The sequence below is a fragment of the Elusimicrobiales bacterium genome (assembly GCA_041651175.1).
In the GTDB taxonomy this organism is placed as follows: Bacteria; Elusimicrobiota; Elusimicrobia; order Elusimicrobiales; family Elusimicrobiaceae; genus JAQTYB01.
On sequence record JBAZJT010000002.1, the window covers coordinates 28,598 to 44,477 of the forward strand.

15 protein-coding genes are annotated in these 15,880 nt (G+C 61.0%); 11 read left to right on the forward strand and 4 right to left on the reverse strand.

From position 1 onward, the window contains the following. The first annotated feature begins 78 nt into the window (after nucleotides 1–78). Nucleotides 79–687, forward strand: a complete 609-nt coding sequence (locus WC421_01795) for a hypothetical protein (protein MFA5160953.1) — start codon at nucleotides 79–81, stop codon at nucleotides 685–687. Between the two features lie 43 nt (nucleotides 688–730). Here the strand turns inward: WC421_01795 and amrS are convergent, their stop codons facing one another. Beyond that, the gene (gene amrS / locus WC421_01800) at nucleotides 731–1,768 is read right to left on the reverse strand and encodes an AmmeMemoRadiSam system radical SAM enzyme (GenBank protein ID MFA5160954.1); all 1,038 of its coding nucleotides are present in this window, start codon (nucleotides 1,766–1,768) and stop codon (nucleotides 731–733) included. Nucleotides 1,769–1,801: 33 nt separating this feature from the next. Here amrS and WC421_01805 point away from each other — a divergent pair, with 33 nt between their 5' ends. Together WC421_01805 and WC421_01810 are read left to right on the forward strand one after the other, a co-directional pair. Then, complete coding sequence (locus tag WC421_01805; protein ID MFA5160955.1) at nucleotides 1,802–2,986, forward strand: hypothetical protein; 1,185 nt, start codon at nucleotides 1,802–1,804, stop codon at nucleotides 2,984–2,986. Nucleotides 2,987–2,988: 2 nt separating this feature from the next. Then, nucleotides 2,989–3,834: a transglutaminase family protein gene (locus WC421_01810; protein MFA5160956.1), complete on the forward strand. Its 846-nt coding sequence runs from the start codon at nucleotides 2,989–2,991 to the stop codon at nucleotides 3,832–3,834. On the opposite strand, the gene WC421_01815 is transcribed toward WC421_01810, so the two are convergent. Continuing rightward, a complete protein-coding gene (locus tag WC421_01815; GenBank protein MFA5160957.1) occupies nucleotides 3,825–4,784 on the reverse strand; it encodes a glycosyltransferase family 9 protein in 960 nt (319 codons plus the stop codon). The genes WC421_01810 and WC421_01815 overlap by 10 nt on opposite strands. 22 nt (nucleotides 4,785–4,806) lie before the next feature. Here WC421_01815 and WC421_01820 point away from each other — a divergent pair, with 22 nt between their 5' ends. From WC421_01820 to WC421_01830, 3 genes are read left to right on the forward strand one after another with little or no spacing between them, the layout of a single operon-like run. Further along, nucleotides 4,807–5,853: an aminopeptidase P family protein gene (locus tag WC421_01820; GenBank protein ID MFA5160958.1), complete on the forward strand. Its 1,047-nt coding sequence runs from the start codon at nucleotides 4,807–4,809 to the stop codon at nucleotides 5,851–5,853. A gap of 1 nt (nucleotide 5,854) precedes the next feature. Beyond that, nucleotides 5,855–6,382, forward strand: coding sequence for an ORF6N domain-containing protein (locus tag WC421_01825; protein ID MFA5160959.1), 528 nt, complete (start codon nucleotides 5,855–5,857; stop codon nucleotides 6,380–6,382). Nucleotides 6,383–6,436: 54 nt separating this feature from the next. Further along, nucleotides 6,437–7,003: a LemA family protein gene (locus WC421_01830; GenBank protein MFA5160960.1), complete on the forward strand. Its 567-nt coding sequence runs from the start codon at nucleotides 6,437–6,439 to the stop codon at nucleotides 7,001–7,003. Here the strand turns inward: WC421_01830 and hypF are convergent. Beyond that, nucleotides 6,973–9,237 (reverse strand): carbamoyltransferase HypF, encoded by a 2,265-nt coding sequence (hypF, locus tag WC421_01835; protein MFA5160961.1) that lies wholly within the window; start codon nucleotides 9,235–9,237, stop codon nucleotides 6,973–6,975. The genes WC421_01830 and hypF overlap by 31 nt on opposite strands. Nucleotides 9,238–9,262: 25 nt before the next feature. Between hypF and queD the strand changes: the two genes are divergently transcribed. Genes queD through folK form a run of 3 tightly spaced genes read left to right on the forward strand, consistent with a single transcriptional unit; the run spans nucleotide 9,263 to nucleotide 10,954 of the window. After that, nucleotides 9,263–9,625 (forward strand): 6-carboxytetrahydropterin synthase QueD, encoded by a 363-nt coding sequence (queD, locus tag WC421_01840; GenBank protein MFA5160962.1) that lies wholly within the window; start codon nucleotides 9,263–9,265, stop codon nucleotides 9,623–9,625. Beyond that, a complete protein-coding gene (gene folP, locus WC421_01845; GenBank protein ID MFA5160963.1) occupies nucleotides 9,609–10,487 on the forward strand; it encodes a dihydropteroate synthase in 879 nt (292 codons plus the stop codon). Before queD ends, folP begins: the two co-directional genes overlap by 17 nt. Then, a complete protein-coding gene (gene folK / locus WC421_01850; GenBank protein ID MFA5160964.1) occupies nucleotides 10,469–10,954 on the forward strand; it encodes a 2-amino-4-hydroxy-6-hydroxymethyldihydropteridine diphosphokinase in 486 nt (161 codons plus the stop codon). Before folP ends, folK begins: the two co-directional genes overlap by 19 nt. Here folK and WC421_01855 read toward each other — a convergent pair. Further along, nucleotides 10,890–12,155, reverse strand: a complete 1,266-nt coding sequence (locus WC421_01855; protein ID MFA5160965.1) for a hypothetical protein — start codon at nucleotides 12,153–12,155, stop codon at nucleotides 10,890–10,892. The genes folK and WC421_01855 overlap by 65 nt on opposite strands. Before the next feature lie 20 nt (nucleotides 12,156–12,175). Between WC421_01855 and WC421_01860 the strand changes: the two genes are divergently transcribed. Further along, a complete protein-coding gene (locus WC421_01860; protein MFA5160966.1) occupies nucleotides 12,176–14,050 on the forward strand; it encodes a tetratricopeptide repeat protein in 1,875 nt (624 codons plus the stop codon). After that, the gene (gene asnB, locus WC421_01865; protein MFA5160967.1) at nucleotides 14,050–15,867 is read left to right on the forward strand and encodes an asparagine synthase (glutamine-hydrolyzing); all 1,818 of its coding nucleotides are present in this window, start codon (nucleotides 14,050–14,052) and stop codon (nucleotides 15,865–15,867) included. Before WC421_01860 ends, asnB begins: the two co-directional genes overlap by 1 nt. Nucleotides 15,868–15,880 lie beyond the last annotated feature (13 nt).

The following is a 15,880-nucleotide window of genomic DNA, read 5'->3' on the forward strand; positions in this document are numbered from 1 at the left end:
TCTTATGCGAGAATTGTAATTGTACTGCTTGGGGGCAGTCCGCGGCGCGGCCGCGGACCGGAAATCGCGGGAGTTGCTATGCCGGAAGCCGGGAATGCTGTCCTTATATGCGGGGATGCCTGTCCGTCTTTTACCACCGCGCATACCGTTTGCGCCTACGCGGCGGAAAAGCTGGCCGCCGCCGGCTGGCGCGCGCGGGTGGTGTTTGCCGGCGACCTGCTGCGCGAGGGGAACTGCGTCCGCAATCTTAAAATCCTGCTGGAAGGGTCCTCGCTGCTTATGGTGGCTTTCGCGTCGGCGGGCGGCTCGCTGCCGGCGCCGCTTGTCAAGATTTTAGAGGCCATAGCCGCCGCCCGCTCCGCCGGGCAGGATACCGGCCTGCTGCGTCTGGCGGCGATAGGCTGCTTTCCCTGCGGCGGCGCCGACGCAGAAAACGCGCTGGACATGTGCCGCTCTTTTGCCAAGGGCACGGGCATGGAATGGTCCGGCGGGCTGGCGGTGTGCGGTTGGTTCACCGGCGGCAAGCCTTTTGCCGCAACGGGCGCGGGCGCGGCCAGGCTGCGCAAAGGGCTGGACGCCGCGATGCAGTCGCTTGCCGCAGGCCAGGCCATCCCCGAATCCGCGATGGAGCAGGTCTCCCAGCCGCCGGATTTGTCCAGCCTGAAATCTTCCGTTAAAAAGTTCTGAATTCCCGTTCCGGCTGAGCCGGAGCCGTTTTCCGCCGGAAACCCTATCCTGCGGCAGGTCCGCTGAAAATCCCCGGTATCGCCGCGCCGCAGTGTTTGCAGGCGGCGGTTTTGCCGTCTTTTGAGGGGGCAAGTCCGGTTATTTTCGCGCCGTACCCCGCGCGTTCCACCAGCGTCTTTGAGCAGTCCGGGCAGACGGTGTTTTCGCTGCCGCCGGGGATATTGCCGGAATACACATATTTCAGCCCCGCCGCCCTGCCCGCGCGGGCGGCGCGCTCCAAATCCCGCGCGGCGGCGGGGCGGGAACCGGTCATCTTGTAATCGGGATGGAAGGCCGTAACATGCCACGGAATTTCCGGCGAGACCGACGCTATGAACCGCGCTGTTTGGGCAAGCCCGGCTTCCGAATCGTTGAAATCCGGCACGACCAGCGTTACAATCTCCGTCCAGATGCCAAGGCTGTGAACCAGCTTTATCGTGTCCAGCACCGGCTGGAGCCTTCCGCCGATGATTTCGCGGTATTTGCCGTCGTCAAAGCATTTGAGGTCTATTTTCCACGCCTCCAGCGCGGGGCGCATATATTCAACCGCCTTTTGCGAGGCAAAACCGTTGGAGACGAAAGCCCGGACAAGGCCTTTTTTGCCGGCCTCTTCAAAGACGGCTTTTGCCCATTCGGCGGAAATGAGCGGCTCGTTATAGGTGGCGGCCATTATGCGCGCGCCGCAGCCGGAGGCGGAGGCGGCCAGCTTTTCCGGGGAAATTTCCATGATTTCCGCGTTTTCGCAGGTCTGGGAAAGCTCCCAGTTCTGGCAGAAGCGGCAGCGGAAATTGCAGCCGGGCATGCCGAAAGAAAGCGCCTTTTCCCCCGGCAGCAGATGGAAAAACGGCTTTTTCTCCACCGGGTCGCAGGCCAGCGCGGACACATATCCCCAGGGCGCGAAAATCTCGCCGTCCCTGTTGAATCTCATGCCGCAGATCCCGCGCCCGCCGGAGGGGATTATGCAGTCGTGGGCGCAGGCATGGCATTGCCCCGCGCCGCCTTCGGTTTTGGAAAACAGTTCCGCGCGCCTTGAATAGTCCATGGTTTTTATATAGTCTCTTATCAGGATTATACTATGAAACTCGCCGCCGCTTTCCTTGCGATTTTCTGCTGCTGCTCCGCCGCGCAGGAACCGGAGCCGTCCGCGCCGGCGCAATTCAGCCTGGACGGGGACATAGACGCTGCCTGGCTTGCGGGGATACGGCATATGTATTCGCTGGATTTCGCGAAAGCCCGCGCGGAGTTCGAGCGGCTTGCCGCCTCAAGGCCGGAGCATCCCGCGGGCGACCTGGCGCTGGCCGGGCTGCTGTGGTGGCAGTATTCGCAGGATTACGACATCCCCAAGCATCAGGTCAAGGCCACCGCCGCCGAATTTGAAAAATACGCCGGTTCCGCCATTGAAAAATCCGAAAAATACCTCAAAACCCATCCCAAGGACGCCGGGACCTATTTCATCATGGGCACGGCCTACGGCCTGCTGGGCCGCTGGTGCGCGGTGGAGCGGCGCTGGTGGCGCGCGTACAGAAACGGCACCAAGGGACGAAAATATCTCAAAAAAGCTCTTGACCGGAACCCGGAAATATACGACGCCTATGCCGGGCTCGGAATATTTGACTATTATTCCGACACCGTGCCGGGCGTGCTGAAACTGCCGGAACTGCTGCTCATCCACGGCAGCAAAAAACGCGGTCTGGCGGAACTGGAACAGGCTGTTACAAAAGGCAGGTTTTTCGTTACCGAATCCAAGCTGTTCAAGATAGCGATAGAGGTCGCTTTTGAGCATGACTGCAAAACCGCGCTGTCGCTGGCGCAGGAGCTGCGCGCCTCCGAGCCGGGCAACGTTTTCTTCCGCTTCACGGAATTTGCCACCAGATTTAACTGCAACGACTGGGAAGGCGCCATGCGCCAGGGCCGGGAGCTGCTGGCCGACAAGGCCGCCGCCTCCGCGCTTGACAGGCAGCTCGCGCTTATCTATCTCGCGATAGGCGATGCGTATATGATGAGCGGCTCCTATACCCTGGCCATAAACGCATTCACGGAAGGCATTGCCACCCGCTACCCGGAAAAGGGCTGGGTTACCTACTGCTATATCCGGCGCGGCCAGTCCTACGAGCTGATGGGCGCGCGGGAGCGCGCGCTGGAGGACTACAAAACCGCCGCCTCGCGCGAGGATTTCTGGAGCACCATGGACGATGCCGAGCGGGGCCTGTCTAAACCCTATTCCAAAGCCGAAATAGAGGCCCAGCTTCAGGCGCACTGACTATGATAAAAACGCTGCCCGACAACGAGTTGAAAGCCCTTATAATTCTCGCGGGGGACGAGGAAGACTCCAACTCCGCCCTTCTGCGCGGGAAGCTGGCGCAGATAGCCGGCCGCGAGCCGGAGCGGCTAGAGGCTATCGCCGAAGCCGAGTTTTCCGGCGGGCTGCCGCCGGCGGTGGCCTCGCTGCTTGAGGAAGCGCGCTGGGCGCTGCTGGAAAACCTGTTTAGCAAGATTGCCGCAAGCCCGTCGCCGGACCTGGAGGAGGGGCTTTTCCTGATTTCCAAATTCGCGTATCCGCGCCTGTCGCTGGCGGATATTTCCGCTCCCGCCGACGCGCTGGCGGCGGACATAAAAAAGACCGCTTCCTCCGCCGGCAGTCTGGAGGAATACATAGCCGCCTTCAATGAAACGGTGTTCAGGAACCGCTCGTTCTCCTGCTGCGACGGCGCGGGCGCGGGGCCGGAAAGCGCGTATCTCTACACCCTGCTGAAAACCCGCCGGGCCGCGGCGCCCGCGCTGGGCGCGCTTTACATCATCGTGGGCAAAAGGCTGGAGGTGCCGGTGTGCGCCTCGGCCATGCCGGGGCATTTCATAGCGCAGTTCCGGGCCTGGGACGCGGAGGTTTTCGTGGATTTGTGCCGGGAGGGCAAAATAGTCTCCCGCCGGGAATGCCAGATGATGACGCTCTCGCGCGGGCTGCGCTGGGACGGCGATTATCTAAAGCCCGTGGATTCGCGCGCTCTGCTGTGCCATACTTTAAGCAGCCTCATCTACAACTACAACCGCGCCAAAGACGCCCGCCGCGCCACCCAGCTTACGCGCTACCTGCAAATTCTTCAGGGGTGAGTTTGCCCGCGCAGTTTCAGATACGCCTGCCAGACCTCGTCAACGGTTATGCCGCGCAGCGAATGCCAGTCTTTTGAGGCGACGGCTACGCCCTCTCCCTGAAGCGGTTTCCAGCATTTTTCGGTGTATCCGCTGTGCAGCGAAATCATGGGCGTTCCGGCGGCGGCTGCCAGATGCATGGTCCCCGTCGCGCTCACCACAAGCATGTTCATCTCGGATAAAATTCCCGCCATCAGCCCAAGCTCCGCCGGGGGGAGGATTGCGTCCACTCCCGCCATTTGCGCCGCGCGGCGGACCTGCGCCTCTTCTCCGGGGCCGCAGAGATATGCCACCCGCGCGCCGGAGGCGGAAATCCTTTTCGCCAGCTCCGCGAATTTCTCCTCCGGCCAGCGGTGGTCGAATTTCTTGTAATTGCCGGTGTGCATCGCGACTGTGAAATCGCCTTTTTTCACGCCGCAGGCGGCCAGAATTTCCCTGGCCCGGCGGCGGCGCTCCTCCGGGATTGAAATTTTCATTTCCGGCGCAAACGGCGCGCCGAAAAAATCCGCCAGACGGCGGTAGCGCTGCTGCATATGCTCGTCCTCGCGCGGCGCGGCCACTGTGGCGGTGTAGAACCAGCCTGCGCGGTATTTGTCAAAAGAGACGCGGCTTGCCGCGCCGCTCAGCCGGGTCAGCGCGCCCGACGCGCGGGAATAGGAGCAGTTCATGTCCACGCACAGGTCAAACTTTTTCAAAAGCAGGGTTTTTGCCAGCGCGGCGATATCGCGCGGCGCGGCGGAAAGGAAAACGGTTTCGTCAACAAAAGGCAGCAGTTCCCGCGCGCCGCGCACATAGCTCCGGGCAAGCAGCGTTATGCGCGCGTCCGGGTATTTTGCGCGCATCGCCGCCATAAAAGGGGTTGACACCAGCAGGTCGCCCAGCCTGCCTATCCAAACCAGCAGAATATTCACACATTTATTATACAATTGAGCCATGCTCAAAAAAACAGACGCCAGGCTTGGGGAATTTCAGGCTTTTATGTCAAAAAACGGGGTGGAAGCTTATGTGGTTTCCAGCCCGGCGGACCAGTATTTTCTGACGGGTTTCAGGATGGACGACTGGACTTTGCTTGTAACCCCCAAACACGCGCGCGGCTTCATGCCGGAAATGTTTGTTGGGCAGTTCCGGGACATAGCCCCGTTCTGCGATGCGGAGAAAGCGGTTTATCCGCACAAGGCGGTTGTCGCGGCGATTAAAGCCGCCAAAATAACCCGCGCCGCTTTTGACGGCGGAAACGAAACTTTCGTCTCCGGCATGTTCTGGCGCAAAAACGGGCTGCACGACCTGCCGGGCGCGGTGGCGCATCTGCGCCGCCGCAAGGACGCTTTTGAGGCCGGGCTTATCGCCAAATCCTGCAAAATCGCGGTGAAGGCGTATAAAACCCTGCTGCCGGAAATCAAGCCCGGAATGACCGAGAATCAGGTCCGCGCGCGGCTTGAATACCTGATGGACATGATGGGCGCCAAAGAGCCGTCTTTTTCCATAATCATCGGCTCCGGCCCCAATGCCGCGCTGCCGCATCACATCACCTCGGACAGAAAACTCAGGAAAAACGAGACGCTGCTGCTGGATTTCGGCTGCCGCTACAACGGGTACTGCTCGGATATAACCCGCACCATATTCCTGGGCAGGCCGACGGAAGAGTTCAGGAAAATCTACGCGATTGTGGACAAATCCCAGGAAGCCGGGGTGAAGGCGGTCAGGGCGGGCGTTATGACCGGCGATGTGGACAAAATCTGCCGCGGCATTATCTCCGATGCCGGCTACGGCGACAAATTCACTCACGGCACCGGCCACGGGCTGGGGCTGGACATTCACGAGCCGCCCCGGCTCAATAACAACCCGGCGCTCAACGTCTCTCTTGAAACGGGCATGGCCGTTACGGTGGAGCCTGGCATTTACCTGCCGGGCAAATTCGGCGTAAGGATAGAAGACACCGTTCTTGTAACAAAAACCGGCTGCGATGTGCTGACGAGATAGCATGGGCAATACAATGCCCGCAAGGGCGCTCAATCTGGAGCAGTCGGTAATAATGCTGCGCGGGCAGCGTGTCATGCTGGACGCAGACCTGGCTGTGTTATACGGTGTCGCCACCAGGGCCTTCAATCAGACTGTAAAGAGGAACCGGAAACGGTTCCCCGCCGATTTCATGTTTAAGCTGACGCGGGCGGAAGTTGCCGGCTTGATGTCACAATTTGTGACCTCAAGTTCCGGTCATGGCGGAAGGCGGTATATCCCTTATGCTTTTACGGAGCATGGCGCGGTGATGGCGTCAATGTTGCTGAATTCGCCGCGCGTCGTTGAAATGAGCATACATGTGGTTCGCGCTTTTATCCGTTTCCGGCAGGTTTTGTCGGCGAATGCGGAACTGGCGGGGCGGCTGGAAATGCCGGAGCGGCGGGTGCATAAACACGATAAATCTCTGGCGCGGGTGTTTGAGGCGATGCGGTTGCTGCTGTCCGGGCCGGAAGCGGAGCCCGGGCGCAAGGTTATAGGATTTTGCGGATAGGCCGGAGTTTCCGCGCAGGATATTCCGGCAGATTGTTAAAACACGGAGGATGATATGGTGATATTCACGGTGGCTGTGGTTGTTGTGCTGTTGTGGGGGGCGGTTACATACAATGCGCTGATAACGTTGCGCAACAATGTGGCCAACGGCTTCCGCCAGATAGACGTGCAGCTCAAACGCCGCTACGACCTGATACCCAATCTGGTCAACGCGGTAAAAGGCGAGATGAAGTTTGAAAAAGAGACGCTGGAGCGCGTCATCGCCGCGCGCGGCGCCGCGCTGGCGGCCAATTCCACCGGCAATGTGTCCGACATCTCCAAAAAAGAGGGCGAACTGTCGTCCGCGCTGGGCAGGCTGCTGGCAATCTCGGAAAATTACCCCAACCTCAAGGCCAGCGAGAACGTAAAAACGCTCATGGAGGAGGTCGCCTCCACCGAGAATAAAATCGCCTTCGCCCGGCAGTTTTACAACGACATTGTAACCGCCTTCAACACCAAACAACAGGTGTTTCCCAGCAATTTCGTGGCGCAGTTCGGCGGTTTTAAGCCGGCGGATTTGTTTGCGATACCCGAGTCGTCGGCGGAGGAGCGTCAGGCCCCTAAAGTGGATCTTGCCGCGTAAACCTGGCCCAGGGCGAGGCCTCCGTCGTTGGCGGGAACCTGCCGGTTGCAGTAAACCTCGTATCCGGCGCGGGCCAGCCGCCCGGTGCACAGACCCAGCAGCAGCCTGTTCTGAAATACTCCGCCGGAAAGCGCGATTTTTTTAGTCCCGCTTTCCGGCGATATTTTTTGAACCGCCGCCGCTGCCGCCGCGCACAGCGCGCCGTGGAAACGCCTCGCCGCCGCCGCGCGCGGAAGCGGATTTTCCAGCGCGGCGCGTATCAGCGGAGAAGGGTCCATAACCCAAAGCCCGTTTTCCTTGTAAATATCAAAATTCCAGCCGTCGTCCGCCCCGCCGCGGCAGAGCGATTCAAATTCCATTGCGGCCTGCGCCTCGTAGCCGGCTTTTGCCGGCCCGCCGCACAGGAAAGACATGGCGTCAAACAGCCTGCCCATGCTTGTCGTATACGGCGAGTTGAAGCCGCTTTCAATCATGCGGGCGGCGGTGTCAACGCCGTCCAGACCGCCAAAGACGCGGCCCGCCTTGTCGCGCCAGTTGTTGCCGTAAACCGACATTATCCACGACAGCGCCATGCGCCATATTTCAACCGCCGCAACGTCGCCGCCGGGCAGGCGCACGGCTTTCAGCGCTCCGCGCCTTTCCCATTTGGCGCCTTCGCAGACCAGTATTTCCCCGCCCCAGATTGAGCCGTCCGGCCCCAGGCCGGTTCCGTCAAAAGCCAGCCCTATGACGGGGCCGTTTATATCATGCTCGGCCATTACCGAGGCGATATGCGCGTAATGATGCTGCACGGCGACAGTCTTTACGCCCAGGGATTTGGCTATGCGCGTGGCGGCGTAATCGGGGTGCAGGTCATGCGCGGCGGTTTCGGCTTTCACGCCCAGCAGCGCCTGCATTTTCTCCAGCGTTTCCAGATAAAACGATTCGCAACCCGGCTCGTCCATCTCGCCGATATGCTGGGACAGGAAAGCCTCCGCCCCGCGCGCCAGGCAGAAAGCGCCCTTCATCTGCCCGCCCGCGCCCAGCGCGCAGCCGCCCCCGCGCCCGAGGCGCACGGACTGCGGAGTGTATCCCCGCGCCCGCCTTATAATACGCGGCTGCCCGTCCTGAACAAATGCCACCGAGTCGTCGCAGCGGTTGTGTATGCCGCGGTTGTGGTCCAGCACGGCGCCGGCCAGGCCGGGCAGCCTTTGCAGGACTTGCTCCTTACTGATGCAGATAGGCTCGTCGCGCAGATTAGCGGATGTCATCACCAGCGGGCCGTCAAAGCCGCGCTTTGCCAGCTCCGCAAACAGCAGCCTGTGCAGCGGGGTGTAGGCCGCCATCACCGCCGCGGTCGCAAGCCCCGGCGACACCGCCGGCGCGTTTTCTTTTTTTCGCAGCATCACCGCGGGCGCGGCGGGCGAGTTGAAAAGCGCCTCCTCCTCCGCGCTCATTTCGCAGAATTTTTTGGCGGCTGCGGCGCAGGCGGCCATGAGGGCGAAGGGTTTTGCCGGCCTGTTTTTGGCCTTGCGCAATCTGTCCAGTGCGGCGGCATTGGCGGCGTCGCAGGCCAGTTGAAATCCGCCCAGGCTTTTTACCGCCGCTATCGCGCCGGATAAAATCAGCCTTGCGGCCTCCGGCAGGGCGGTCTCGCCGGAAAATGTCCGCGCGCCGCATTCCAGCGTTATATGCGGGCCGCAGACGGGGCAGCAGTTGGGCTGCGCGTGGAAGCGGCGGTTGTCCGGGTCGCCGAACTCGCGCGCGCAGTCCGCGCACATTTCAAATTCCGACATGGTGGTGTTGGCCCTGTCATAAGGCAGCGATTTGACTATGGTAAAGCGCGGCCCGCAGTCCGTGCAGTTTGCAAACGGATAATTGAAACGGCGGTTGTCCGGCTCCGCAATATCGCGCGCGCAGGCGGGGCATACCGCCAGGTCCGCCGGGATGATGGCCGCTCCCGCCTGGCCGGAGCGGCTTTGGCGGATTTCAAAAACGGCGTCCCCCGCGGCGGGCAGCGGCGACATTGTGATGGAATCTATCCGGGACTGCGGCGGGCGGCGGGTTTTTAAATCCGCGGAGAAACGCTCCAGCTTTTCCGGTTCGCCCTCGGCCTCTATTATGACTCCGGCGGGGGTGTTGGCCGTCCAGCCGGTTATGCCGTGTTCTTTCGCCAGCCGGCTCACAAAAGGCCGAAACCCCACCCCCTGCACCACGCCTTCTATTTTTATACCGAGTCTGGTTTTGCCCGTCATAAAATAATGATATTATATTGCGGGTATGTTCCTCATAAAAACGTTCTCTTTTGACGCGGCGCATAACCTGGTTGAATACAAGGGAAAATGCGAGCGGCTGCACGGCCACACCTACCGACTTGCCGTTACGGTGGAGGGAAAACCCTCAAAAAAAGACGGCATGGTGATGGATTTTGCGGAGCTTAAAGACATGGTCCGGGAGCTTGTGCTGGAAAAACTGGACCATGCCTATATAAACGACATAATTCCCCAGTCCACCGCCGAGAATATGGCGCGGTGGATATGGGACAGGCTGTCCCCCGCGCTCAGGCGCAGAAAAGTCCGTCTTGCGCGGGTGGAGCTTTGGGAAACCCAAGACAGCGCCGCGGTTTATGAAGGCAAAGATTAAAATCCCGTCAACCGTTCTGGCCGGCGGCAGGGTCATCAAATACCCTTCCACCCGGATGATGGGCGTCATTAACGCCACGCCGGATTCGTTTTACGCCGGCTCGCGGTCGGAGAGCGTATCGGCCGTGCTGAAGTCGGCGGAGAAATTCCTCGCCTGCGGCGCGGATTTTCTGGACATAGGCGGCCAGTCCAGCCGGCCCTGGTCCCGTGAAACCGACGAGAAAACCGAGCGGCTGCGCCTTATCGCCGCCGTGGGCGCGGTGCGAAAGCGTTTTCCGAAAGCGGTCATTTCGGCAGACACCTACCGGGCCTCCTGCGCGGCGGCGGCCATAGACTGCGGCGCGGACATCATAAACGACATCAGCGCGCTGACCTTTGACCCGGAGATGGTTTCTGTCGCCGCCCGGAGCAAAGTCCCCGTCATTTTGATGCACACGCGCGGCAAGCCGCGCGACATGCAGAAAAACACCGGGTATAAAGACGCCCCGTCCGAAGTGCTGGCCTGGCTGAAGTCCCGCGCGGATTTCGCGCGCGAAGGCGGCATACCGGCGCGCAAGATAATCATAGACCCCGGCATAGGCTTTGCCAAGCTGCCGGAGCACAACTTCGCCCTTCTGCGCCGCATAGACGAATTTTTCCAGCCCGGCTATCCCGTGCTGGTGGGCCACTCGCGCAAGATATTCATAGGAATACTGCTCGGCTCCGAGGATGCGCCGCTTCCGCCGGACAGCCGGCTTTCCGGCACTCTGGCGGTAACCGCGTATCTGGCTTCGCGGGGGACGCATATAGTCCGCGTCCACGACGCGGAGGAGAATGCCGCCGTCCTCAAGCTCTCGTCCGCGTTATGGCGGCAGTCTATTTAAGCCTCGGCTCCAATCTGGGCGCGCGGGAGGAAAACATCGCCGCCGCCGTCGCCGCGCTGGTAAAAAGCGGGGTGCGCGTGCTGAAAGCCTCGTCCGTCGTTGAAACCCGGCCCTATGGGCTGGCCGGCCAGCCGGATTTCCTGAACTGCGCGCTGGAATGCGAAACGGAGCTTTCCCCGCCGGAACTGCTTGCCGCCGCCCTGCGCATAGAGGCCGGCCTGGGGAGGGAGCGGCGCGTCAGGTGGGGGCCGCGCACCGTGGACATAGATATTATTTTTTACGGCGGGGAAATCATAAATTCACCGGAACTAACGGTGCCGCATCCCGATATGGCCAACAGGGAATTCGTCCTGGGCCCGCTTTGCGAGCTGGCGCCGGACCTGGCGCACCCGGTGTTGAAGCTCACCGTTTGCGAACTGCGCCGACGTCTTGCAAAGTCTCAAGAACCAGCCCGGCAAGATAAATAGAGCCTATCACCAGAACGAAATTCTTCTCCGCCGGTTTGGGGCCTATCAGCCGCCGGACAAGCGCGGCGCAATCCTCCGTGCAATGCGCTCCGGTCTTTTTCAACTGCTCAAACGGCTTGGCGTGTCCCGGTATTTTAGCGGCGGTTATATCCGGGAAAGCCGCCGATACTTTTTTCAGGAAACCGGCGGCGTCCCTGTTGCCGGAGACGGCGAAGATGACTTTGCCCGGCGGCGGGATTATTTCAAGGCGGACCAGTTGTTTGATAACAGCCAAATCCGCGTCCAGAGACTGTTCGTTATGCGCGCAGGAAAACAGCGCGGGATTGCAGTTTTTGAGCCGGACGATTTCAAGCCTGCCCGCCCAGAAAGCCCCGGCCAGCGCTTTGGCCGCTTTTGGAAAACTGAAATTATTTCCAAGCAGGTATTGCGCGGCCTCCAGCGCGAGGCAGCCGTTTTCGGCGTAAATGCCGCCGAACATGGGGATGCGCAGGTTGTGCCCCCGGTATTCAAATTCCGTGCCGCGCACGGACAGCCGGACGCGGCGCGGCTTCGGCGAAAACGAAAGCTCCGCCCCAGCGCGCGCAGCGGTGTTTTTCAGGATTCTTCCGGCGGTTTGGGGCTGCCGGCAGGAAAACGCCCGGCGGCAGAATTTCAGCGGCGCGGCTTTTGTGCGCGCGATGGCTGACAGCGAATTTCCCAGCACGTCGCGGTGTTCAAGCGATATGGTGGTAAACACCAGGCAGGGGGAGCGGAATGCGCTTACCGCATCATGCTCGCCGCCAAGTCCTGTCTCCAGCACGGTAAAACCTGTTTTCTGCCGTTTGAAAAAATCGCAGGCCATCAGAGTAAGCCTTTCAAAATGGGTGAGGCCGTGTTTTTCAAAAACCGGTTTCAGAGTGAAATACAGTCGCCCGAATTGCGCGGGGGTTATGGCCTTGCCGCCGACGGCAATCCGTTCGCATGGCGAGACCAGATGCGGCGAGGTGTAGAGGCCGCACCGTATCCCGTGCGCCGCGATTATGCGCGAGACGAAAAAGGAGGTGGAGCCTTTGCCGTTGCTGCCTATTATCTGCGCCCGCCCGCAGCCAAGCCCGCCGGTCTCGGCCAGCGCGGCCTCCATGCAGGCGGTGTTGAGCCTGCCGGGCGGCGGGAAGCGCGGAATGGCGTCAAGCTCCGCGACGGCTTTGCCATAGAGATTCATTATGTACAATTATATTACAGATGGAGAGAACCGGCTGGAACAAATTTCTGCCTTTATTGCTGGCCGCGCTGACGGCGGCGGCTTTTCTGCCGTCGCTGTCCAACGGGTTCACCAACTGGGACGACCAGCTCTATCTCACCGCCAATACGGCGGTGCGCTCGCTTTCCCCGGCGGGGGTGGCGGATATTTTCTCGCATTTCCACAGGGGGCTTTACAAGCCGCTGGTTTTTCTTAGCTTTGCGGTTGAATATCATTTTTTCGGGCTTAACCCGGTTGTTTATCACGCGACAAACCTGCTGTTCCATGTCTGCAACGCGCTGCTGGTTTTCTGGTTCCTGTTTCTGGTTACGGAGCGGCGCGGGCTGGCCTTCTGCGCCGCGCTGCTGTTCTCGGTCCATCCGCTGCGCGTGGAATCCGTGGCCTGGATTGCCGAGAGAAAGGACATGCTCTCCTCTTTTTTCGCGCTGCTGGCGCTGGTTTTTCATGTATTGCGCCGCAGGCGGGGACAACCGGTGTTTGCTGTCCTGTCCGGCGTTATGCTGGCATTGTCGCTGCTGGCCAATGCCAAGGCGGTGATGCTGCCCTTCATCATGGCGGTTACGGATATTTATATGGGAACGCCGGTCCGCAAAAGTCTGCGGGACTGCCTGCCGTATCTGGGCGTAACCGTGATGCTGGGCCTGGTCAACCTGTTCGCGCTGCGCTCGGCGGATGCCGGGGCGCGGCTGCCTTCGTTTGCAAGCCCGCTGATAGCGTCTTACGGGTTTCTGCTCTACATCGCCAAGACGCTGCTGCCGGTCCATCTGTCGGTGCTATACCCGTATCCCAAAGGCTATCCCGCGAGCCTGCCGCCGGAATATTGGCTTGCGCCTTTGGCCGCGGCGGTTGCTGTCTGGCTTTTTATCCGCGTTACGCGCGCTGACGCCGCGGCCCGCTACGGCGGCGCGTTTTACGCAGTGTATATTTTCCCTTTTCTGCAATGGATGCCCGTCCAGCCCGGCGTGGCGATGGAGCATCTGAGCTATTTCCCGTCCATAGGGCTTTCGCTTGCGCTGGCGGCGGTGTTTGCCCGCTGGCGCAGCCGCGCCATGCCCGCCGTTTTCGCCGCCGCCATTGCGATGCTTTGCGTTCTCACCTGGCAGAGAAACAAGGTATGGAAGGACAGTTTTTCGCTCTGGAACGACAGAATCGCCGCCTATCCCGATTCAACGGTGGGCTATCTCAACCGGGGCATGGCCTGGTACGAAGCGGGCGACGCCGCCCGCGCCATCGCCGATTTCACCAAAACGGCGGAGCTAAACCCCAAATTCCGCTCCGCTTATGTAAAACGCGGCGAGGCGTATTTCGCCATTGGCGATTACGGCAAGGCGCTGGCCGACGCGCGGCTGGCGGTGGAGCTTTCCGCCTCCGCTGACGATACCGCGCCCAGCCGCGCCGTGCTGGCGGAAGCGCATTTTCTGGAAGGCAGCGTGCTTGCGCTCAACGGCGGCGGCAAAGCCGCCGAGGCCGCCTTTGACGCCGCGCTGGCCCTGGAGCCGGAACATCCGCAGTCGCTGGCCGCCAAGGCGCGCTTTGTGCTGGAGCGCGGCGAAACCGCGCGCGCGGCGGAGATGTTTGCAAAAGCGGCGGGAATATCCCCGCTTTCGCCGGATTTGTGGAACGGGCTGGGCGCGGCGCGCTCGGCCTGCGGGGATTACGCGGCGGCTGCCGCAAGTTACGGGCGCGCGCTGGAAATAAACCCGGCCTATGCCGACGCCTGGGCCAACTGGGCGGTAACCTGCCTCAATTCCGGAGATTTAGCCTGCGCCGGCGAGAAGCTGCGCAGGGCGCAAAGCCTGGGCTACAGGCCCGCGCCGGATTTGATAAAAGCCATGCGCGCCGCGGGGGTTAAATAATGTGCGGATTTTGCGGACTTGTGCCGCTTGACGGAAAAGCGCGCGATGCCGCGCCGGTGAAAGCCATGCGCGCCGCTCTGGCGCATCGCGGGCCCGACGACGAGGGCGAGCTTTCCCTTCCGGGCGGCGCGCTGGGTTTTAGACGTTTGTCCATACTGGACATTGAGGGCGGGCATCAGCCCATGGTCTCCGATGACGGGGCCGCCGCCATAGTCTTCAACGGCGAGATTTACAATCATCCCGCGCTGAAATCGGAGCTGGAAGCCAAAGGCGAAAAATTCCTCACCCGCTCGGATACCGAAACCATACTGCGCCTGTATCTGCGCGAGGGGGAGGGGGCAATCGCCCGGCTGCGCGGCATGTTCGCCTTCGCCATAGCCGATACCCGGCGCAAAAAACTGATTCTGGCGCGCGACCATATCGGCATAAAGCCGCTTTATTACTGCGTTCGCGGCGGCGCGCTGTATTTTTCGTCGGAGCTGCGTTCCCTGCTTAAAGCCGGAATTCCGGCGGATTTCGACCCGGCGGGGCTGCGGGATTATCTGGAAAATAATTTCGTCCGCGCGCCGCGCACTGTCATCTCCGGCGTGTTCAAGCTGCCCGCCGGGCATAAGCTGGTCTTTGATTTGGAAGGCGGCAAAACCCCGCAGCCGGAGCGGTTTTACGCGCTGAAAACCTCGGATGACGGGATACGGGACGGCAATGAGGCGCTGGAAAGGCTGGACGCGCTGCTAAACGACAGCGTGAAGGCGCACCTTTTAAGCGATGTCCCCGTGGGCGCGTTCCTGAGCGGCGGGGTGGATTCCAGCCTTCTGACCGCGCTGATGTGCCGCCATTATCCGGGCAAGGTGAAGACTTTTTCCATAGGATTTTCCGGCGCGCGCGCCGGCATGGACGAGTCCCGCTGGGCGAAGAAGGCGGCTCTGCATCTGGGAACCGAGCATAACGAGATTATGCTGCCGGCGGACGTCCTGGGCCGCATACCGGAACTGCTGCTGGCGCTGGACGAGCCGCTGGGTGATTCGGCTGTGCTGCCGGTTTTCCTGCTCTCTCAATACGCGGCAAAGCAGGTGAAGGTGGCATTGTCCGGCGAAGGGGCGGACGAATTGTTTGCCGGCTACAACCGCTACAAGGCCGCGTATCTGACATATCTTGCCGCGAAGAATCCGGCCTGGCGGGCGGTTATGGCGGCGCGCGGGAATTTTTCCTCGGACGCATTTTACCGCGCCATGCCGCTGGACAGTCAGGACAAATGGATGGAAGCCTCCCGCCATTCGCGCCCGGAGGACGCCGCATATTTTATGAAAGCCGCCGGCGGCGCGGAGTTCTGGCGCGATTATACAGAGCGCGCCGAAGGCTTCAACGGCATGCTGCTGGCCGATTTCAGGACCATAATGGCCGACTGCCTGCTTATGAAAGTGGACAAAGCCGCCATGGCCGCCTCGCTGGAGACGCGCGTGCCTTTCCTGACGCCGGAACTGGCGGAATTCGCCTTCAACCTTTCGCCGGAGCTTAAATCGCGCCGGTTCAAGAGCAAATGGCTGTTGCGGAAACTGGCGGAGAAGTATCTGCCGTCCGATATAGTCTGGCGGCGCAAGCACGGTTTCTGGTCGCCGTGGGAGGAGTGGATAAAATCCGGCCCGCCGGAGGTTTTTGACGCGCTTTCCTCTGGCGCGCTGGGCGGGGACCCTGTTTTTGATTTCAAAAAGCTGGAGGCGGAGCTGTCCGCGCTCCGGTCCGGCGGGAAAACGCGGGACACGGGGCTTGTTTTCAGGGCGGCGGTGCTGGCGTTGTGGAAGCGCGCTTTGAGTTTGTAAAATTCAGGCGGAG